We start from the raw sequence: 19604 nt of genomic DNA, 5'->3' as shown, positions 1-19604 counted from the left end.
GGCTATGTCCTTTCCGGTTTCTTTACTGCCGAGCTACCGAACGGCGGAACTTCCAGCACACCGTTGCGTATGTGAGCGTCAAACAGCGTGATGAATGGTTTGTCATTATCTTTCACGGCATCCTTGTGCAGGTCGTACACGTCATAGAGCATGAGGCCAAGATGCTGATCCAGGGCAGCGGGTGGCGGGACTTTGGAATCCGACGACTCGACATACTCAAAGAACGCGGGGAATTCCCGACAGCCGAAATAAGGTTGCTGAAAACATTTTCCCTGCTTAGCCCGACGCTCGAAACAGGCGTTGAACTTGCCGTAGTCGGAGGCGAAACCGGACTTGGGAACGATTTGCGCAGTGAGCCGATAGCGCACATTCTTGAGCGCCATAGTTTGACGCTGTGTGCGGCCAGTACTTTCATCGTCTCCATCTGCCCACAAAGCTTCTGGTGACTTCTTCCCAGCCATCCACTTGTTTAGCGTCGTTGTACCAGGCACTCGTCCTTTCACTTCATTGCGCCGCAGAGCAATGAAATGCGGCAGTTCCAATATCTGAATGCGTATAACCTGCCAGTGGAAATAGGGACGCATAATGTTTCCCGTGCCTTGCCGTTCGCGTAGGCCATCCCAGTAGATAGCGTCAAAGATGCCACGTGCCGCAGAAGGCGTGATGATCGGATAGGAGAAACGCTCGACCTTCATTTCCGGGCGGGTGAAGCATGCGAAATCGCCCCAGACTTCCAATGTATGTGTGCCGTTAGCCATAACTCCCCCTATGCGATGAAGACCTGTTCGCTCTTGGGCGGATTCAGCCCAAGCGTATCGTCGTAAAACTCTCCCTCAAGGATGAACCACTCGTCAGAAACACCACCGCGCCGAAGATTTGCCGGAATTGCCCAGGCAGGGGGGCCGTCGTTGGTGCGATAGACACTGACAGCAAGCCCTTGGGCGCGGCGCATCCAATTGGCGCTTATGCCTCGTTGATCAGCTTCTGTTCGTAATTCCAAAAACTCGTCGTATCTGCCCACCCATGGCACCAGCACTTGAATGGCATCCTGAACAATGAGACGGTAGGCTTTGGCAATCTCCACAAAATCGAGCTCCTGAATCGCTCTTGTAAGATCGACGTTCTGGCTGGCAGGATCGTTCAGATCATAGAGCCGGCGATAATAGGCCTGGAATACCTCGGGATCGTTAATGTCCAGATTGCTGTCGTGGAGATTGAGCATGGTTTGTGTGACTTGAGTCGCCTGATAGTAGCTATGTGTGGGAAACCGCTTCCTCCATCCGTCTTGCTCATCAGGGTCAAAAACCACAACTTTACCAAGCCGGCCTTGTTCATTGAGCCTGCCCTCTCGGTTGCAGCGTCCTGCAGCTTGTGCGATTGAGTCCAGCGGCGCTACGGCACGGAAGACAATGGGGAAATCCACATCCACCCCTGCCTCAACGCATTGGGTTGAAATGAGGCGGCAGGGACGTCCGGCCGCAAGTTGATCCCTGACCTTATCCATCACGGCCCGCCGGTGTTCGGCACACAAGTTGGTTGAGAGATGGAACACGCTTTTCGCCTCAGTCAGTTCATGGAGCAGAGCAATGGCATGGCGTTTAAGGTTAACCACTACCAAGGCCTGATCCACCTTTTCCAATTCATCAGCGAGTTGAGTCCACGTTCGTTTTTCGCCACCTTTTGGCCAACTCACTTCGACTCGTTTCAGTGCCGCAAATAGTGCCGGGTGTTCCGGTATGGCTTCGATCGGGTGCCAGCCTTGCACGGCGTGTTTTTTTACTGCTTCGTTGAGAGTATCGAATGCGGGTTGAGTCGCGGTGGCAAAAACTATGGTAGAGCGATAGGCCGCCGACAGGTGAGATAGCGCAGCCAAGGTAGGTACAGCCAAGTGCTGCGGCAAGCTCTGCGCTTCATCAAACAGGATAACCGATTCCATGAGATTGTGCAGCTTGCGACAACTGGACGGCCGGTTAGAAAAGAGCGATTCCAGCAACTGGACGTTGGTGGTCAACACGATTGGCGCGTCCCAGTTTTCTGCAAGCAAACGGCGTTGACGTTCGTTTACTCCTTCCGCATCTCGTTGTTCAGCTTCAGCCCCAAGCCCAGCCAGACTGTGATGTTCCAGCACAAAATTATTCGGAAATGCCTTGAACACCGTTCGGTAAATACACGCCGTCTGCTCAATGACTGTCAAGAAAGGGACTGCCAAAACGATTCGTTTCAATCCGTGTTTCTTCGCATGCTCCAAGGCGAATTTGAGCATCACTAGCGTCTTGCCGGAACCGGTCGGCGCAGTCAGCGTAAAGGAGCCAGGCTCTGCCTGGCCTGCACTTACTGCTGCATTCCACAGTGCCTCCCGTGCCTGCCGCACCGCCACCTGCGCACTAGTGGAGGCGCGCACCGCCTCCATATATGCATCAAGCACAGCGAGTGCCGCACTGACATCCAGCTTCGGTCCTTCAGGGCGTGGACGCTTCCCGTATGCGTCACCATCGAAGTGCGACTCGGTGTCCAGAAAGTCAGCATCCACCAGACACGAAAAGAGCAACCTCACATCCAGCATGGCGGACACGGCCTGTGCCATGCCATTTTGGTGTGCCACGATTGTTTGTGCGGGAGTCTTGAGCGATATCCCCTCTGCCTCAGCGCGTTGCTTGAGACGAATGTGGTCTGAATCGCTCAGGGCAAGACGAAATGGGTGGTTTTGAATGAGACTTTGGGGATTCATCCGACGCAAGGCATCCACATTGGCCCGTTGTAGGCCGACATGATGCCCCTGAATCGCCAACGCAGCCGCAATGGCACCATGTTCGGCCAAAGCTACCCACGCCCCTTGCGACCAATGGTCCAACCCCTTATCTTTGCCGTGCAGCCGTGCCTGAAAGCGGTCGCCATATTTCCCGAGATCGTGCAACAAACCAGCGAGCGCCGCTTCTTCAGCGCCGTTCCGTCCTTGCAGAAATTCTCTTGCGATCTTTGAGACGCTAGTGAGATGCTCCGCTAACCGATGCCAATCGCCATGCTCATTTGAGCTGTGTGCGAAGTACTGGCACGGCTGAGCCTCAGCGTCATTATGATAATTAGGCATCATTGATATATCGATTTACATCTTTGGTTCTTTTCGAGTGCTATTCGCAAGCATGCCGGCTGCTGAATTCAACGTGTTCGCTGACTGCTATCTTGGTGGCACCAACAATTGGGAGACTATAAATTCATCTCCTTCTTTCAGCTCTTAGGTAGTGCAGCGATCACATCGCTCTATGCCGTCGGCCACTTCTTCAAAAACGTCACAAGGTCCCCCTCGGCCGTGCGCCTAGAGAAGCAGACGAACGGGAGCTTCTGGCTAGACGCGGCATCAGCTGACTTAGCGCACCTCTGGACCTTCGTTTCTTCCGCCGCAACCAATGGCCTAAACGGCTGTATGGCCGCCAGCATACCTAGCGCCACAATCGTCTTGCCGAGAGTTCGTCGGTTCAGTTCTCGTGCTGACATGAACGTGCACCTCCTTTTCTCAGTTGCGTAGCGTGCCGCTTTTCCCCGTTACTACCGTGGCTCAGACTCTGGCCCATATGGCGGATCTGCCCTGCCAACGACATACTGCGAACCGTCAGGATCGACCTGCCTTTCTGGCCACAGTACCGGTACGGCGATGCAATGGTCTGCTTCGCGATGCCGGATGAACTCTTCTTCCGTCAACGCCAGGTGGACATCCCGATCACATTCAGTGCAGTGCCGGACTCTTTCCTCTGCCGTCGGCTGCAGGCGGTCCCATCGCTGCGGACATTTGAACAAGAAGTGGCAATCGATTCGGGCTTCTTCGTTCCAGTTCATGCCCCCTCGCAATGCGCCGCACTGTAGCAAGGATGGGGATAGCCGTCATCGGAGAACACCGACAAATGGACCCTAGGATTGCACCTAGGGCCTCTGCCTGGTGACGCGTCTCCCGTCTTGCTAGCCGAGATTCGATTGAACATTGAGAATTGAGCGCTGAACATTCCCGAGATACCCGAACGACACGCCACAGTCTCCCCCTCCAGCCATCAGCCCTTCGCAATCCACTCTTCATCGTGGCTCCCGACCCTATCACTGCGGTGTGACATCCGGGGTCACAGTTTCAGGCCGAGTCGCTTTTTTTACGTCACAGCATCCCCCTCCGACCCGCTTGAAATACCAGCATTTCTCCCCTTCTTTCCGTTGACAGATGTCTTCTCAAGGACTACCGTACCGGCATATTTTCGATCATCACACTTCTTATCCTCATCCATTCCCGTCCGCCAAGGAGGTCCATATGGCCAACACTCCCACATCCACGTCCGGCAAGCCCAAAGCCCTCTCCCTGCACATCGGCCTCAACGCAGTCAGCCCCGCTGCCTATGGTGGCTGGAGCGGCGACCTGACGGCGTGTGAATTCGACGCCAAGGACATGGCCGCCATCGCCAAATCGCAGGGCATGAAGCCCACGGTGTTGCTGACCAAGAAGGGCACACGTGCGCAGACGCTGGCCGCCATTCGCAAGGCCGCCAAGCAGTTGAAGAAGGGCGATCTGTTTTTTCTCACCTATTCAGGTCATGGCGGACAGGTGCCCGATGTCACGGGGGAAGAGACAGACAAACAGGATGAGACTTGGTGTCTGTACGATGGGCAATTGATCGACGATGAGTTGTACTGTGAACTCAGCCGCTTTGCGGCAGGCGTGCGCATTCTCGTGCTGTCCGACAGTTGCCATAGCGGCACCGTCACCCGTGCAATCCCACGGCCCACCGATGGTGCCACTACGGCCGGCCGCTCGAAGATGATGCCTCCTGCGGTCGCCATCCGGACCTATCGGGAACACCAACGGTTCTACAACAAGCTCCAACACGACGTCGCCAAAGCCGCCGGCAAGGCTGCCGCCGTGGATCCGGACAGCGTCTTGGCGCAACTCGCCGTCAGCCCGCGCCTGACCGCAATCGCGAAAGACTTCAACGCCTCCGTGATTCTGATTTCAGGCTGTCAGGACAACCAGACCTCCATGGACGGCGACCACAACGGCGCATTCACCGAACAGGTGCTGAAGGTTTGGAATCACGCGGCCTATCGCGGGAACTATGCCAAGTTTCATGCGGCCGTCACAGCTGGGCTGCCTTCCAGCCAAACGCCCAATCTCTTTACGCTCGGGACGGTCGCAAAGTTCTTGCGACAGCAACCATTCAGCGTCTGACGCTGGGGACGAAGGTCCGCGTCCACTGCTCGTTCAGGAGGTCGGCCCCATGACCGGCAAACATTGGCTCGCACTCGCCACCACTCTGCTTTGCGTGATGGCAGTCTCCGCGATGCTGTACGCGGCGGACATGTCCGGCGCGTGGAAAGGCCGACTCGCCAGCGCCGACGGTAGCCAGGCCGACGTGCAAATCGATTTCAGCGCCAAGGGATTCCCCTTGTACTCATACACGAACAATCAAGGCCTCACGCGACAGCTGGAGTTATCGCAGGTCGGCCAACACATCGAATACGTCCCGCCGGGAGGTGGCGTGCAACGGATGACGGTGAAGAGTTTCGCACAAGGGCCCGGCCGATTGTCGGTCGGTATCGTCGGGTCGTTCGAACGCGCGAGGCAGGGGTATATGGACCAACGTCAGGAAGCGGCCCTCTTTGAATACACGCTCGTGCCCGAAGGACTGAAGATGCGGATCACCACGCGCACGGCCAGCCATTTCGGAGACAAGGATCTCATGGTCGGCGGCGATCCGAATTCCGTCGTGGCCGAGGGCATCTTACAACGACTGCGCTGAGTCGACGGTCCCCGACATCGATGAGAATTTCGCCTCCATCACCCGGGTAAAACTACCGAGCGCGCCGCTGCAGAAATTCTGTCTTTGCTATCCCGTTCCACCGACCTGTCCTACAATGCCTTCTCAGGAGAAGGCTGTTCACGACAGGAGGTACCCGGAATGTTCCGCCCCGCCCGCTTGTTCAGTTCGAAAAACCGCCGCGCGCCGCTGCAGTGGACTCCCCGCCGTTCGACCAACCAGTCCGTCGACGACCAGATCCGCGCTCTGCACGGTGCCTGGGGCGATGCGTTGTCGCTTCCGTTTTGCCTTGCCCTCCTCGCGCTGTACGAATGGTGGCGGTGGTTGTTCTCCATGGCCCCGAATCCCCTGCTGCTCACCTTTATCGCGGCCGTGGCCATTCACGCCACCTGGCGTCGCCGGAAACGCTACCGATCGGAGTTGCAGCAACTTCGCCTCGCGCATCCCGCGCAACCGACCGCAAGCCAAATCGTGGCCCTGCTGCAGAGCACGGGCATTCGCCTCTTGCAGGAACTGACGGCGAGACTCGCACCCGCAACCGTGGCCGCCGCTCTGCGTCGAATACTGTCCCCGGCTAACGGCCTCGCCAAACGCCTCGCCACGGCATTCATGAATAACCCGGGCTAGACCCCGCGAGGTGCGCGTGACGTTTGACGTTTCCCCTTTCACGTTTTCCCTTTCACGTCTCCCGCCTTGCTTGACAGTCTGAAACCCCATCCATGAGAATGCCGTCATGGCGGGGCGCATCATTATCGAACGTCTGGAGTTTTATGGCCGCTGCGGCGTGACTGAAGAAGAACGCCGCAAACCCCAGTTAATCGCCGTCGATCTCGAACTGGACACGGCGCTGGAGCCCGCCGGACTCTCCGATCGCCTCGACGACACCGTCGACTATGCACGCGTCGCCGAACGCGTGGTTGCGCTGAGCACCGGCCTCACCTGCCAACTCCTAGAGACCCTAGCCGAACGGCTGCTCGACCTGTTGTTCGCCGAATTCCCTGTCGAACGGGTACAGCTCTGGATTCGCAAACTCCACGCCCCGTTGGCCATGGTGGCCGGATCGGTGGGTGTCCGCTACGAGCGCACACGCGCGGCACAGCAGCCGGCACAGCCGACCCCCTTGCCGTTCCTCGTCGAACAACAGGGCCGAATCCCCAAAGGTCTCATTCTGGATGTCGCCGCAGGCCGAGGCCGCAATGCCCTGTACCTGTTGTCCCAGGGATCACAGGTAGACGCCATCGACCGGGATGTGGAGGCGCTTACCGAATTGGGCGAGTCGGCCAAGGCTCGGCACCTGACTGGGTTGACAACCAGGGTGTTGGACTTGGAAGAACATCCGGACCGGCCGCCGAGCCTCGGCCAGTCGGCCTATGATGCAGTCATCGTGTCGTACTATCTGCACCGCCCCCTGTTTCCGTCGCTCATCGACGCGTTGAAACCGAACGGCATCCTCCTATACGAAACGTTCACCATCGACAATTATTTCCGCCATCGGCATCCGCGCCGATGGGAATTCTGCCTGGCCCCGAACGAACTCCTTCGCCTGACGTCTCCCCTGCGCGTGCTGCACTACGACGAAGGCGAACACGACGGCGGCCACGGCAGCGGAGCGAGTTATACCGCGCGCCTCGTCGCGCAGAAAGCAGGGCCAGAAACACCATGAGCCGCATTGATCTTCATCTGCACACCACCCATTCGGACGGCAGCTTTTCCACGCGCGAGGTCATGGGCTTCGCGAAGCAGGCCGGGCTCGCCGCGTTGGCGATCACCGACCACGACATCGTCGAGGGCATTCCGGAAGCGACGGCGATCGGGAACGAACTCGGGATCGAGGTGGTGCCCGGCGTCGAAATCAGTTCTCGGCTCGGTGAAAGCGAACTCCACATCCTCGGCTATTTTCTGGATTGGACCGACCCTGTGCTGGCGGAGCGGTTAAAGACGTTGCGCGACAGTCGTCACCTGCGCAATCCCCGGATCGTGCAACGTCTCAATGAACTGGGCATCCCCATCACTTACGACGAAGTGCGGGCGCTGGCTGGCACGGAGTCCGTGGGCCGTCCTCACATCGCCCGCCTCCTGATGGAGAAGAAATTTGTGACCTCGGCGAAAGAGGCGTTCGATCGATATCTAGCCAACGGCCGTCCGGCCTTCGTCGATCGGGAATTACCGGAACCGGCCACGGCGGTCCGGTGGATCCGCGAAGCAGGCGGCGTCCCGGTCCTTGCCCATCCCACCTGGGTTCGCACCTCGGCCGACGGCTTACGCACGCTGGTTCGCGACCTCAAGGCTGTCGGGTTGGGAGGCATCGAAGTCCACTACAGCACCCATACACCAAGCCAGACGACCGAATATCTCGACTTGGCCAAGCAATGTGACCTGCAGGTGACCGGCGGAAGCGATTTTCATGGCATCACCAAACCGGATATCGAAGTCGGCATCGGACGCGGCCAGCTGAAGGTCTCGCACAAACTGCTCGATCCGCTGAAGAAGGCCGCAACCGCCGCCTAGCTCATCCCGCTGCCCAGCAACCCGCTCCTCCTCGTCCCCGGTATGCCCCCACCCGGCCTCCGGCCGTGCATGATTCCCTCGTTTCGTTGACACCCCCTGACCTTCCGTTACACTGGGACACAACGACGCATCACTCCAACTCATGACCACAGCCTGGGGCTGGATCGGCCCGTATTTCATCGTCATCGTGCTGGCTATTCTCGTGGGGCCGTTCTTGGCCTCGCTTCCGCTGTTTCACCACACCTTCCTCCGGCCATTAGGCATGAACGCCTCGCAAGTCGTCCTGTTCATCGCCGACGGCATTTGCCTGCTCATGGTCTGGATGGGAGCGGCCAGAGCCAGATATGACCTGCACGACAACGGCAGAGGGCAAACGTTCCTCCGGGCCATTCTCTTCCCCGCCGCACTGCTCCTGATCGTCCTGATGGCGTCACGAGCCTATGAAGCACACGGGATTCCGGTCCTGGGACCGCCGAGGCAACCGCTCTACACCTGGCTGGTCACCGGTGGGCTTATCGGCTCAGCCAGCTGGCTGACATTTGCCTGGGTCCGCCACGTCGATGCCCTCACCCAAGCCTTCACCCGACGCCCCCGCCGCCGCCAGCCAAAACAGGAGGCCGTGCCTGCCAATCAGGCCACCGACAGTGTGGCCGCCGTCGAGCCGGCCGCTTCCGCACCAACTCGGCCGGCCGGGACCGCGGCCGGCCGCAACGGGGGGAGTCCGCCTGCCCAATTGGGGCGATATCACGTCGTGAAGGAATTGGGACGCGGAGCCATGGGCCTGGTGTACTTAGGCAAGGACCCCACGATCCAACGCTTCGTCGCGATCAAAACCATGCGCTTGGACGATATCGACAGCGCGGAGGAACTCAAAGACTTTCGCGACCGGTTCTTTCGCGAGGCGGAGTCGACCGGACGTCTGTCACATCCCAACATCGTCACCGTGTACGACGCGGGCGAGCAGGACGGTTTGGCCTACATTGCCATGGAATACTTGGAAGGGACGCTGCTCAGCTGCTACTGTCAGAAATCGACGTTGTTACCCTCCAAGCACGTGCTGCACATCGTGGCGGCCGTCGCAGACGCGCTCGACTATGCGCATGGCCAGGGCGTCATCCATCGGGATGTGAAGCCCCCCAACATCATGCTCCTGAAACAGCGCGTGGTAAAAGTGATGGACTTCGGCATCGCCAAAATGGCGACGGCATCGAAAACCCAGCCCAGCCTGATCGTCGGCACGCCGCGCTACATGTCGCCCGAACAGGCGACCGGGAAAGATGTCGACGGCCGATCCGATGTGTTTTCGTTGGGAGTCGTGCTCTTCGAGTTGTTGACCGGGGAACGCCCGTTCGACGCCGATAACATGCCCGCCCTCGTGACGCGCATCACCAAAGCCCCGCATGCGCCCTTGATGAAGTACCGTCAGGATCTGCCGACCCGCGTCCAAAGCATCCTTGATCGTGCCCTGCAGAAGGACATTCCGAATCGATACCGTCATGCCAGCGACATGGCGCAGGACCTGCGCGACGTCTTCCAGGTCATGCCGAGATAGCCCCGCCCATGTATACCTGGCACGTCACCCATGGAGCCGCCTCGGATATCGGACTCAGCCGCCATCACAACGAAGACCGTTTTCATGCCGATCCCGCAGCCGGCTTGTTCATTGTCTGCGACGGCATGGGAGGGCACCGTGCCGGAGAAGTGGCCAGCAGCCGCACCATTGCCCTGATTCCACAACATATCGCCGCCGCCACTGCCGACCCGACGCTGCCCCTCGTCGGCCGCGCTCGCCATGACTGTTCGGTCGCCACGAATCGATTGGCGAGTGCCGTGCGAGTGGCCAATCACCAGGTCTATCAGGAAGCGACACACGACCAGGCCTATGCCGGAATGGGAACGACAGTGGTCGCGGCGTGGCTCGTGGGGTCGATCCTCTCGATCGCGCATGTCGGAGACAGCCGCCTCTACCTCATCCGCAACAAGACGATTCAGTTGCTGACCAGGGACCATTCCCTGGTGCAGGAACAGGTCCGCTCCGGACTGCTGACCGATGCCGAAGCCCTGCGCGCGGCGCACAAACATGTGCTGACCCGCGCGGTCGGGGTCCAGGCCCTGGTGGATGTGGAACTGCGGGAGCGGCCCGTCCTGAACGAGGATCTTCTGCTGCTCTGCTCCGACGGATTGACCACCGGCGTCTCCGACGACACCATCCTGCGCGTCGTCCTCGAATCATCCGATCTTCAGACAGTCTCGCACCAACTCATCGCCGTGGCGAATGACGCCGGGGGGTCGGACAATACGACCGTCGTCGTGGTGAAGGTCACGCAACGGGCATCCGGCCTTTGGGGTCGCCTCTACGGCCGCCTGTTTTCGTCCTCCGCAATGGACCCGCAATAAGGAACACCGATGTCGCAGCCCGATTCACCACCCACACTCCTCGTGAGATCGCCCCAAGGCGGCACCCGAGTCTGCGCACTTTCTCGCACGCCCTTCACCATCGGCCGAGCACCGGAGAACGATCTCTGCCTGGAAGACCGTGCGGTCTCCGCCCGCCATGCTCGCATCGTCAACGTGCAGAACCTGTGGTTCATTGAGGACCTGGGGAGCCGCAGCGGCACCTTCGTCAACGAACAGACCATCGACCGTCGTCGGCTCTGTGATGCGGACAGCATTCGCCTCGGGACATACCGCCTGATGTTTCAAGATCAACAGGAGGGAGTGGCCGGATCGTCCCACGCCCAGGAACCACGCCTGGAAGACACACCCGCGGTCGTGTCCCACCGGCGGGAAGCCAAGACACTCTCGCCCGATCGCCACATCGGCATCGTCGAGATCCTCTCGGGGCAAACCGGTCAGGCACAGTACCGACTGACCAGACAGGTCTCCCTGGTCGGCGCGCAGGATGACGCGTTCATTACCCTCACGGGCTGGTTTGCTCCGAAGACGGCTGCGATGATCAGCCGCCACAGCGAGGGCTACGTCGTAAGCCAGACGGAGAGCCGGAAGCCTATTCTCATCAACGGCCGACTGGCGCAAGGAGAACAGCCACTCCGCCATGGAGATGTCGTCGAGGTGGCTGGCATTACGATGCGGTTTCTCCTGCGAGACCACACGAGCAGCGCGGCCTGACGCCTGCACCATCGACCAGCTCCAGCAGCGGGCCTGTGTTCCATGCCCGTCGGCCGGACCCGGTGAACGGAAGCGGCACGAGCCCGATTCAATTGAGCAGACGCCCACGCTTTGGCAAGAGTTGAAAGCACTGGTCCGACACGGACTGGGCGTGGGACTCCAAGCACTGGACCAACCCGCCACCACCAGGAGCGACTTCCCGACAAAATTGCCGCCGATCTGCCTCACACGCGGTACGTAGTTGCTGCATGGATTCTTTCATCCGTGCAAGTTTCTCCCGCAGCATCGGTCGGCAGGGCATCGACAGTTGTGCGGCCTTGCGCTGTAGGCAGGCATGCCGTTCTCCCTCCTCTTCCGGACAGAGCGCGGCAATTTCCAGACCACATTTGACCTCCTTCCCCGGCGGAAGTCCTGCAGGCTCAGTCGCGGAAGAACGTGGCGGCTCCTGTGCAGCGAGCGGCACTTCTGGCTGCGCGACGACTGGCGGCGGCGAATTGCCCGGCACAGCCTTGCCGGAAGGCAGAGCGGTCGAAGGAGGGAGAACCGGCTTGGGCGGCGAAGAAATCGGCTCGCTTTCCGGCACGACCTCGCTTTGGGGAAGGAGAAGGATGACCAGTCCCCAGACTCCGCCGAGGACCAGACAACTCAGCAATGTGACCAAGATGACGGCGCCGATGCGGGATGAGCCAGCCAAGGAACCCCTCGGTGACAGATGTTCGGTGCCGATGGATCAACGAAATGCGTGACACACTGGAGCGCCGGTTAGTTTTCCGGCGCTTCCACGATGTGATTTTCGAACCGGGTGCAACCTTCTGCCAACAGACGATTGGTCAACATCTCGCCGGGCCACTCGATCGGCAGGTCGGCCGTAAAGACCCACACGTCGGGCGAGGTCCAAACCGGCCCGTGGTCCTCCGGCAGTTCCGGATCGAAGAGATCGGTCCAGACCGGCATATACACCCCGTTGCCGCATTGCGTATGCAGGTGCACGATGGTGCGGGCCCGCACCATCGGATCGAGGTCGCGCCAGACCGCGGCCGTTTCGTCGGCCAACCGATGAAGCCGCACGGCATTTTGCGCATCGAACAACGCATAGGACGCATAGACCGGCACTTCAAGCGTATCAGGCGCCAGGGCCAACTCGGCACATTGCGCCACGAGTCCATCGAGCAATGCGCGGCGCTCCGATTCTTCCAATACATCCGGCAACCCCGGATCCGGCAACCCGATCAGTTGGAAAAAGAGAAATGCGGTATTTTCCACCGGGGGATAGAGTCGGGAAGCAATGGCCTGTGTACGCTGAGAATCGGCGATGCTGACAAGGTGCTCGTTCAAGGTCTGCAGGGTCAACCCTTCGAGCGTGGCATCCGTCAAGAGGCGAGGTTCGACGCGCACGACCACGCCGGACGGAATCTGTAGATGTCGGTGCAGCAGATCTGCCGTCGCCACCGGATCGATTTTTAAGCCGAGCGGCTGCCCCAGATTCGCCTGCAACGGCAACTCCAACGCCGCCATCACCGCATAGGCGCCCTTGTCTTCGTCCGGACCATCCATGATGACGGCACACGAAGCTTCCGCCACCAGGTCGAACATCCATTCCGCCATCTCTTCGTCGAGTGCGGCCAGGACCGTCAGCAGGTCCTGCTCCCGCCCTTGCTCGATGAAGGCTTGCAGCGTATCGATCGCCGCATCCGTATCCCCATGGTCGTGACGACGGGCATTGATGAGGTGAATCAAATCTCGCGTCAGCGGATCCGGTCGTGACCAACTCAACATGGCTGGCCTCCCAGGTCGATGCGACGTCGCACGGTACAATATGCAGTCATCCTGTTGTCCATGTTGCCAAACTTTCCGAAACGTGGCAAGCCTGAAGCCGGTTCCTCGCGGGACCGGCCTCGATGGTCGATCCCAACAATTCCCGCAACTTACTCGCCGATGATTTTCACCAGCACGCGCTTGCGCCGTCGTCCGTCAAACTCGCCGTAAAAAATTTGTTCCCAAGGCCCGAAATCCAGCTTTCCATCCGTGATCGCCACCACCACTTCCCGGCCCATCAGTTGTCGTTTAATGTGCGCATCGCCGTTGTCCTCGCCGGTCTCGTTGTGGCGATAGGTGGCCTCGTGCGGCGCAAGCCGTTCGAGAAACGCATCGTAATCTTGCAGAAGCCCACCCTCATCATCGTTGATATAGACGCTGGCGGTGATATGCATGGCATTGACCAGCACCAGCCCCTCGCGCACCCCGCTCTTTCGCACGGCGGCGTCGACGTGCGCGGTGATATTCAGATAGGCGCGTCTGGTTTTCGTTTCGAACCAGAGTTCCTCGCGATACGATTTCATGATCCTCCGCGCACAGGTCGTGCGCGATTCTGCAACGGCGATGTTCAAAGTTGCAAGCCCTTGCGCGGTGGAGACAGCCGTGTGTCCGCTATAGTTCCGGATGCCGAGGCCGAGGCAACGGAGCCCGGTTCTCGCCATCGAGGCGCGTGCGTGTTCTGCACATCCGATCGGTCCGACAAACGCATACTGTCGTTTTGTCGAACAAAATTGACAGGCCCCGGAACCGGTGATAAGTACCTACGAGTAGACAGCGATGGTTCCGAATGAGGAGGTCCTCCGATGGTGTCATCTATGGGCATTCCCGCGATCGGTCGTGAGTGGACAAACTGGCGTCTCCTGTTCGCGAGTCAGCCCGAGCCTGATCTGGAATTCACCGAAGAAGACTTGGACGAGGCGGCCCCGCCTCCGGCCCCACCCATGAATGCTCCCAAGCAGTCGAAGAAAAGACCGCTGCTGTGGATCCTGCTCCTCCTACTCGTCGGCGGCATTGGCTACGTGGCCATGGATCCCGACGCAGCGCTGCAACTGATTCAACCGTATCTCGACGGAGGCGCGGAGACAACCCCGCCGGTCGCCCAACGTCCTGCGCTCCCCATACCCAAACCGGCCGCCGCACCGACGCCGGCGCCCTCAGCAGCTCCATCTCCGGCCCCGGCACCAGCCATGGCCCCACCTACCGTCGTTGACAGCGCACCCGTGGCCCCGGTGGAAACGCCGGCCCAGAAACCCATCCCTGCCGCCGCTGCCCCTGTTCCTGCACCGGTCGTCAAGCCGGCCCCGGCGGCGGTGCGCATCGCCGGTCCGGTGTTCGCGGAGAGCCAACGGGTGACGGTGGTGGCCGATCCCACTCGACCCAAGGCCCCCATGCCGTTGTTCGTCGATTCCATCGGCAGCAAGACCAGCACGACGGTCCCGGCCGGTGCCACGCTGACGATCCTGGACGGCGATTATCAGAAACGCGGGTGGATGTATGCAGTCCGCACCCAGGATGGCAAAAAGGGGTGGATCGCCGAACGCCATTTGAAGCTGAAACGCTGACGCCCATTCAGGCTTCCGGCTTCTCCGCAACGGCTCGTTCCTCCGTGGAACGGGCCGTTGTCTTTTTTTGCCGGTCGACCCTTGTTATAATGCCGCGCCCGCTCCACCGGCACTCCAGCTGCGGGGCTCTCCACAACAGGATGCATCTGCACCGCCTATGAACGACTTACGCGCGATTATTTTTGACTTCGACGGCGTGATTGCCGACACCGAACCACTGCATTTGGCCGCCCTTCAGAGGGTCTTGGCCGACATTGATATCCCCCTGACCGAAGCGGAGTATTACGCCGACTATCTCGGCTTTGATGATCGCGGGTGTTTCCTGGCCGCCTTGCAATTCCATCGACGTGAGGCCTCCCCCGCACTCCTGGGCGAGTTGATGGACCGCAAGGCACAGGCCTACCTCGCCGCCATCAAACACCACCTCGCCATCTTTCCCGGCGTGCGCGAACTCATCCATGACGCAGCCGCGCGCGTTCCGCTCGCCATTGCGTCCGGAGCGTTACGGAACGAAATCGACATGATTTTGGAGGAAGCCGGGCTGCGCAAGGCGTTTTGCCATATCACCAGCGCCGAAGACGTCACGCGAGGCAAACCGGCGCCTGATCCGTTTCTCCATGCCATGGCCGGGTTGAATCGGCAGCCGGCGCAGCCGGCCTTAACCCCGAAGGATTGCCTGGTGATCGAAGATTCGTTGCCTGGCATCAGGGCTGCACGGGCAGCGGGCATGAAGGTGCTGGCCGTCGCCAATACCCATACGGTGCAAGACTTGGGCGAGGCCGATGCCATTACCCATTCCCTCGCCGACACCCGGCTCTCGGACCTCAGGACACGACTCTGGGGACCGGGCCAAGGCTCCTCATGAACATCTGTTCGCTCGTACCGGGAGCCACCGAAGTCGTGGCCGCGCTGGGGCTCGAACACCACCTCGTCGGCATCAGCCACGAATGTGATTTCCCCCGACACCTCGCGCACGTTCCGGTGATGGTCCGTGGTCGAATCGCGGCCGACACGCATTCAAGCGCTCAGATCGATGCCCAAGTCGGGACGCTGCTGTCAGCCGGCACGGGCCTCTATGAGTTGGACGAAGCACGCCTCCTGGCCGCCAAGCCTGATCTGCTCATTACCCAGGACCTCTGCGATGTCTGCGCCATCACACCCACGCAGGTCGCTCGAGTGCTGCGTGCGCTCACGCCGCCGCCGCGCATGGTCACCCTCAGTCCTCATCGGCTCAATGATGTGCTGCGCGACATTGAAACGTTGGGTGCGGCGATGGACCGGGAAGAGGCCGGCAAACAATTCGCCGCCGGCCTCCGTCGCAGGCTCGATGCGGTGCGAAGCACGGTTTCGACATCATCACCACGCGTGAGAGTGGCTTGCCTCGAATGGCTCTCCCCGCTCTATTGTGCCGGCCATTGGGTTCCCGACATGGTGGAAGCCGCGGGGGGGATCGACGCGCTGGCTGCGGCAGGAACTCCTTCTCAAAAAATTGATTGGGACGCACTCGCGGCGAGTAGGCCGGATGTAATCATCCTCATGCCCTGCGGCTTCACCATCGCACGCACCAAGACCGAACTGGCCCTGTTGACCAACCATCCCCGCTGGAAGAGTCTTCCGGCCGTGCAACGAGGCGAGGTCTATCTGGTCGATGCGTTGTCCTACTTCAGTCGCCCCGGCCCAAGGCTGGTTGAGGGCGTCGAGCAGCTGGCTGCCATCCTTCACCCGGATTGCTATGGCCATCAGCTTCCGGCCACCGTCGAACGACTTGCGATGACTCAGACTTCCACCCGATGACATGATGATGACACCGACTCAAGCTCAGACCTACTGCACGACACTCACAAAGAAAAGCGGGAGCAACTTCTATTATTCCTTTCTGTTTCTCCCGAAGGCCCGGCGCGACGCCATGTACACCGTCTACGCCTTCTGCAAGGAGGTGGATAACGCCGTCGATGAACCGCCGCCCGGCAGCCATCCCCAGGAGGAATTGGCGCGTTGGCGGCAAGAACTGGCCGCAACCTATAGCGGCACGCCGACTTTTCCCGTCACCATCAGCCTGGCGCAACACGTCCGTGCACTCTCCATTCCCCAGGCGTACTTTGAGGAACTCATCAAAGGCGTCGAGATGGATCTCACCACCAAGCGCTACGCCACCTTCGACCAGCTGTCACTCTATTGTTACCGCGTCGCCTCCGTGGTGGGATTGATCTGCCTTCATGTCTTCGGCACGACCTCGCCCAGGGCGCAGGACTATGCAGTCAATCTCGGCATGGCATTTCAATTGACGAACATTCTGCGCGACCTGGGCAACGACGCCGAATGCGGCCGTGTGTACCTCCCCCAAGAAGACCTTGCGCGTTTCGGTTATCGTGAAGAAGACCTGCTTCACCGGCGATACCAACCTGAATTCACGGAGCTCATGAAATTCGAAGTCGAGCGGGCGAAGGATTTCTATGCCAAGGCCGCCCGGGCCCTCGACTCACTGCCGCGAGAGGAACGTCGAGCCCTCACCGTCGCCGAGATCATGCGCGGCGTGTATAGCCGAATTCTGCAGCGCATCGAGGAGTCCGGATTTCGTGTCCTGGGAGATCGCGTCAGCCTGTCTTCCAGCCACCGATTGGCGGTGGCGGCCGGCGTCTGGTTACGCTCACGCTTGCCTGCGTCCGCTCCATGACCGGTCAGGTGCTCATTCTCGGCGGGGGACTTGCCGGCCTCACCGCAGCCCTGCACCTTGCGACCGACGGCTACTCCGTCACCGTACTTGAACAGGCCGACCAGGTCGGAGGCCTTCTCCGTCATGGGCCGCCGCCGATACTCCTCGAAGCCCACAGCGCCACCTGGTCGCTGCTGAGCGACCTGGGACATGAATCTGCCACGCGACAACGTCGACACACTCGGCTCGAGTTTCTCCAGGCCGACGGCGCCCGCGTCCAGTTCCTCCACCTTCCTCTTCCCTCCCCCCTCAATACCCTGCTCGGCACGACGCTGTTCCAAGGTCTCTCCATGCGTGATCGTTGGCATCTGCTCTCGTTTCTCGAACGGACCTGGGAACAGGATCCTCCCTTGCCGAATGACCTCGATACACGAGCCGCCGACGAATGGCTCACCAGCATCGGCCAATCGGAACACGCGCGCCACGGCGTCTGGAACAGCCTGGCCAGACTGCTGTTGGGAGCCGCCCTGCCGCTGGTGTCTGCAGGCCTGTTCATGCGCACCCTGCGGCGGTGTTTCCTGACCGGCGCCCGCGCGACCAAGTTGATTATCCCGCCGCATGGGGTCGACACCTTCCTACTCGCACCGCTGAAGGCGCGCCTCGACCAACTGGGGGTGCAATTCCGGAAGCCTGCGACCGTCAGCCAACTGCATTTTGCACAACATCGTATGACCAGCGTCGAATTAACGGACCGCAGCAGGCTCACTGCCGACTGGTATATCGCCGCACTTCCACACCACCGGCTGACCTCGCTCCTGCCGGAACGGGTGGTGACCCACTTCGCCTATTTCCAGCAATTGAGCCGTCTCTGCGATTCATCGATGCTCGTCGTTCGGCTCCATCTCGACCGGCCGGCCGATCAGACACAGTTGATCCTGCTGGAAGGGAAGACCTTCCATTGGATGATCCGGCATGCCGACGAGTCCCGACACAATCACGCCTCGGTGATCTGGGCCACGGCCGTGGGAGAGCCTGGTCTCCTCCCCCACGCCCAAGACGATCTGATCCGGCTCGCCCTGGACGATGTGGCGGCAACCTTCCCGACACAGACATCGGCTCCTCATGTCCTGGATGCCGAGATCCTCCGACTGCCGTCGGCCATGCTGGCGGCCAGGCCGGGCGCACAACACTTTCGGCCGCTCTCCACGAGCCCATTCACCAATTTGTTCGTCGCCGGCGCATGGACCGATACGGGATGGCCGGCCAATCTTGAGTCCGCCATTCTCAGCGGCCGGCGTTGCGCCACGTCATTGACTGCCCTGCAACAACGTGCACAGCCCTAAGCGTCGCCTGTTCCTTCGATCTCCAGATTGACAAGGTCGGTGACCGCGACTAAGATTCGGCTCTCCACTCGGACCCGTCATACATGTCCTCACCTCAGATCGCACTCAAAGAACTTGCGGAATCACTGCACGATTGCCAGCGGTGCCCTCTCGCCAAACTCGGACGGCGCCAGGTCGTCTTCGGCGTGGGCAACCCACAAGCGTCGGTGATGTTTGTCGGAGAAGCGCCGGGATATCACGAAGACCAGAAAGGAGAGCCGTTTGTCGGTGCGGCCGGCCAATTACTCAATGAGTTGCTCCAATCGGCGGGCTTGTCTCGGGGGGACATCTACATCGCCAATGTGATCAAGTGTCGCCCACCCAACAATCGTGATCCCGAACCTCAAGAAGTCGACACCTGCAAGCCATTTCTCCTGAAACAGATTGCCCTGATCCGCCCGAAAATTGTCTGCTCCCTCGGCAACTGGGCCACACAGACGCTCTTGGAACGCAAAGTCGGCATTACCCGAGTGCGGGGGCAAGTGTTCTACCTCAAAGAATTCGCGCTCTTCCCGCTCCTCCATCCGGCCGCAGCCTTGCACCAGGCAGCCATGCTGCCGCCCTTGCGTGAGGATTTCCAAAAGTTGAAGGAGTTTTTGGATCGGCACAGCAAGGCGGCTGAGCCGGAAGCGCAGGCGTCAACAGGCCCAACCCGCACGATTGAGATCGAGCGACCGGCCGTCGAGGCCCAACAGATGGAGTTGTTCGGATGACAGCCGGGAGGCCGATGCCGCCCGCTGTGGCTGAGCCGCGACAGCGGATGGCA

Annotated in this window: 19 protein-coding genes; 14 read left to right on the top strand and 5 right to left on the bottom strand. The window is 60.3% G+C overall.

Translation table 11 applies throughout. The features are described 5' to 3' along the window. Positions 1 to 2: 2 nt before the first annotated feature. Positions 3 to 758 (bottom strand): type I-C CRISPR-associated protein Cas5, encoded by a 756-nt coding sequence (gene cas5c, locus JNL86_04030; protein ID MBL8042066.1) that lies wholly within the window; start codon positions 756 to 758, stop codon positions 3 to 5. Between the two features lie 8 nt (positions 759 to 766). Beyond that, positions 767 to 3091 (bottom strand): CRISPR-associated helicase Cas3', encoded by a 2325-nt coding sequence (cas3, locus tag JNL86_04025; protein ID MBL8042065.1) that lies wholly within the window; start codon positions 3089 to 3091, stop codon positions 767 to 769. Between the two features lie 1197 nt (positions 3092 to 4288). Between cas3 and JNL86_04020 the strand changes: the two genes are divergently transcribed. From JNL86_04020 to JNL86_03985, 8 genes are all read left to right on the top strand, one after another. Continuing rightward, on the top strand, positions 4289 to 5200 hold the full coding sequence (locus tag JNL86_04020; GenBank protein MBL8042064.1) for a caspase family protein: 912 nt from the start codon (positions 4289 to 4291) through the stop codon (positions 5198 to 5200). Positions 5201 to 5249: 49 nt separating this feature from the next. Next, positions 5250 to 5771: a hypothetical protein gene (locus tag JNL86_04015; protein MBL8042063.1), complete on the top strand. Its 522-nt coding sequence runs from the start codon at positions 5250 to 5252 to the stop codon at positions 5769 to 5771. 159 nt (positions 5772 to 5930) lie between these two features. Further along, complete coding sequence (locus JNL86_04010; protein MBL8042062.1) at positions 5931 to 6416, top strand: hypothetical protein; 486 nt, start codon at positions 5931 to 5933, stop codon at positions 6414 to 6416. Positions 6417 to 6522: 106 nt separating this feature from the next. After that, entirely contained in the window at positions 6523 to 7452 is a 930-nt protein-coding gene (folB, locus tag JNL86_04005) for a dihydroneopterin aldolase (protein ID MBL8042061.1), read from the top strand. Then, on the top strand, positions 7449 to 8297 hold the full coding sequence (locus JNL86_04000) for a PHP domain-containing protein (GenBank protein MBL8042060.1): 849 nt from the start codon (positions 7449 to 7451) through the stop codon (positions 8295 to 8297). Before folB ends, JNL86_04000 begins: the two co-directional genes overlap by 4 nt. Positions 8298 to 8439: 142 nt before the next feature. Further along, complete coding sequence (locus JNL86_03995; protein MBL8042059.1) at positions 8440 to 9849, top strand: serine/threonine protein kinase; 1410 nt, start codon at positions 8440 to 8442, stop codon at positions 9847 to 9849. Positions 9850 to 9857: 8 nt separating this feature from the next. Then, positions 9858 to 10694 (top strand): Stp1/IreP family PP2C-type Ser/Thr phosphatase, encoded by an 837-nt coding sequence (locus JNL86_03990; GenBank protein MBL8042058.1) that lies wholly within the window; start codon positions 9858 to 9860, stop codon positions 10692 to 10694. Positions 10695 to 10703: 9 nt separating this feature from the next. Continuing rightward, positions 10704 to 11426: an FHA domain-containing protein gene (locus JNL86_03985; protein MBL8042057.1), complete on the top strand. Its 723-nt coding sequence runs from the start codon at positions 10704 to 10706 to the stop codon at positions 11424 to 11426. Between the two features lie 88 nt (positions 11427 to 11514). Here the strand turns inward: JNL86_03985 and JNL86_03980 are convergent, their stop codons facing one another. The 3 genes from JNL86_03980 to JNL86_03970 all read right to left on the bottom strand — a co-directional run bounded on the left by JNL86_03980 (position 11515) and on the right by JNL86_03970 (position 13765). Beyond that, on the bottom strand, positions 11515 to 12120 hold the full coding sequence (locus JNL86_03980) for a hypothetical protein (GenBank protein MBL8042056.1): 606 nt from the start codon (positions 12118 to 12120) through the stop codon (positions 11515 to 11517). Positions 12121 to 12188: 68 nt separating this feature from the next. Beyond that, positions 12189 to 13202, bottom strand: coding sequence for a hypothetical protein (locus JNL86_03975; GenBank protein MBL8042055.1), 1014 nt, complete (start codon positions 13200 to 13202; stop codon positions 12189 to 12191). A 149-nt stretch (positions 13203 to 13351) separates the two neighbouring features. After that, positions 13352 to 13765, bottom strand: coding sequence for a YjbQ family protein (locus JNL86_03970; protein MBL8042054.1), 414 nt, complete (start codon positions 13763 to 13765; stop codon positions 13352 to 13354). A 279-nt stretch (positions 13766 to 14044) separates the two neighbouring features. Here JNL86_03970 and JNL86_03965 point away from each other — a divergent pair, with 279 nt between their 5' ends. The 6 genes from JNL86_03965 (at position 14045) to JNL86_03940 (ending at position 19551) form a co-directional block, all read left to right on the top strand. Next, positions 14045 to 14803 carry an SH3 domain-containing protein gene (locus JNL86_03965; GenBank protein MBL8042053.1) on the top strand — a complete coding sequence of 253 codons (759 nt, stop codon included), beginning with the start codon at positions 14045 to 14047 and terminating at the stop codon, positions 14801 to 14803. A 157-nt stretch (positions 14804 to 14960) separates the two neighbouring features. Beyond that, positions 14961 to 15668 (top strand): HAD family phosphatase, encoded by a 708-nt coding sequence (locus tag JNL86_03960; GenBank protein MBL8042052.1) that lies wholly within the window; start codon positions 14961 to 14963, stop codon positions 15666 to 15668. Beyond that, positions 15665 to 16597, top strand: coding sequence for a cobalamin-binding protein (locus JNL86_03955; GenBank protein ID MBL8042051.1), 933 nt, complete (start codon positions 15665 to 15667; stop codon positions 16595 to 16597). The genes JNL86_03960 and JNL86_03955 overlap by 4 nt, the downstream gene beginning before the upstream one ends. A 1-nt stretch (position 16598) precedes the next feature. Then, on the top strand, positions 16599 to 17477 hold the full coding sequence (gene hpnD, locus JNL86_03950) for a presqualene diphosphate synthase HpnD (protein MBL8042050.1): 879 nt from the start codon (positions 16599 to 16601) through the stop codon (positions 17475 to 17477). Next, positions 17474 to 18799, top strand: a complete 1326-nt coding sequence (locus JNL86_03945; protein ID MBL8042049.1) for an FAD-dependent oxidoreductase — start codon at positions 17474 to 17476, stop codon at positions 18797 to 18799. The genes hpnD and JNL86_03945 overlap by 4 nt, the downstream gene beginning before the upstream one ends. 83 nt (positions 18800 to 18882) lie before the next feature. After that, complete coding sequence (locus JNL86_03940; protein ID MBL8042048.1) at positions 18883 to 19551, top strand: uracil-DNA glycosylase; 669 nt, start codon at positions 18883 to 18885, stop codon at positions 19549 to 19551. The last annotated feature ends 53 nt before the right edge of the window (positions 19552 to 19604 follow it).

This window comes from Nitrospira sp., from assembly GCA_016788885.1.
Classification (GTDB): Bacteria; Nitrospirota; Nitrospiria; order Nitrospirales; family Nitrospiraceae; genus Nitrospira_A.
Note: the sequence above shows the minus strand (reverse complement) of the source record. Positions and strands in the feature narration are given on the sequence as shown.

Excerpts from the sequence above, each read along its gene's own strand:
- cas5c (MBL8042066.1), bottom strand. The coding sequence starts at position 758 with ATGGCTAACGGCACACATACATTGGAAGTCTGGGGCGATTTCGCATGC.
- cas3 (MBL8042065.1), bottom strand. The coding sequence starts at position 3,091 with ATGATGCCTAATTATCATAATGACGCTGAGGCTCAGCCGTGCCAGTAC.
- JNL86_04020 (MBL8042064.1), top strand. The coding sequence starts at position 4,289 with ATGGCCAACACTCCCACATCCACGTCCGGCAAGCCCAAAGCCCTCTCC.
- JNL86_04015 (MBL8042063.1), top strand. The coding sequence starts at position 5,250 with ATGACCGGCAAACATTGGCTCGCACTCGCCACCACTCTGCTTTGCGTG.
- JNL86_04010 (MBL8042062.1), top strand. The coding sequence starts at position 5,931 with ATGTTCCGCCCCGCCCGCTTGTTCAGTTCGAAAAACCGCCGCGCGCCG.
- folB (MBL8042061.1), top strand. The coding sequence starts at position 6,523 with ATGGCGGGGCGCATCATTATCGAACGTCTGGAGTTTTATGGCCGCTGC.
- JNL86_04000 (MBL8042060.1), top strand. The coding sequence starts at position 7,449 with ATGAGCCGCATTGATCTTCATCTGCACACCACCCATTCGGACGGCAGC.
- JNL86_03995 (MBL8042059.1), top strand. The coding sequence starts at position 8,440 with ATGACCACAGCCTGGGGCTGGATCGGCCCGTATTTCATCGTCATCGTG.
- JNL86_03990 (MBL8042058.1), top strand. The coding sequence starts at position 9,858 with ATGTATACCTGGCACGTCACCCATGGAGCCGCCTCGGATATCGGACTC.
- JNL86_03985 (MBL8042057.1), top strand. The coding sequence starts at position 10,704 with ATGTCGCAGCCCGATTCACCACCCACACTCCTCGTGAGATCGCCCCAA.
- JNL86_03975 (MBL8042055.1), bottom strand. The coding sequence starts at position 13,202 with ATGTTGAGTTGGTCACGACCGGATCCGCTGACGCGAGATTTGATTCAC.
- JNL86_03970 (MBL8042054.1), bottom strand. The coding sequence starts at position 13,765 with ATGAAATCGTATCGCGAGGAACTCTGGTTCGAAACGAAAACCAGACGC.
- JNL86_03965 (MBL8042053.1), top strand. The coding sequence starts at position 14,045 with ATGGTGTCATCTATGGGCATTCCCGCGATCGGTCGTGAGTGGACAAAC.
- JNL86_03960 (MBL8042052.1), top strand. The coding sequence starts at position 14,961 with ATGAACGACTTACGCGCGATTATTTTTGACTTCGACGGCGTGATTGCC.
- JNL86_03955 (MBL8042051.1), top strand. The coding sequence starts at position 15,665 with ATGAACATCTGTTCGCTCGTACCGGGAGCCACCGAAGTCGTGGCCGCG.
- hpnD (MBL8042050.1), top strand. The coding sequence starts at position 16,599 with ATGATGATGACACCGACTCAAGCTCAGACCTACTGCACGACACTCACA.
- JNL86_03945 (MBL8042049.1), top strand. The coding sequence starts at position 17,474 with ATGACCGGTCAGGTGCTCATTCTCGGCGGGGGACTTGCCGGCCTCACC.
- JNL86_03940 (MBL8042048.1), top strand. The coding sequence starts at position 18,883 with ATGTCCTCACCTCAGATCGCACTCAAAGAACTTGCGGAATCACTGCAC.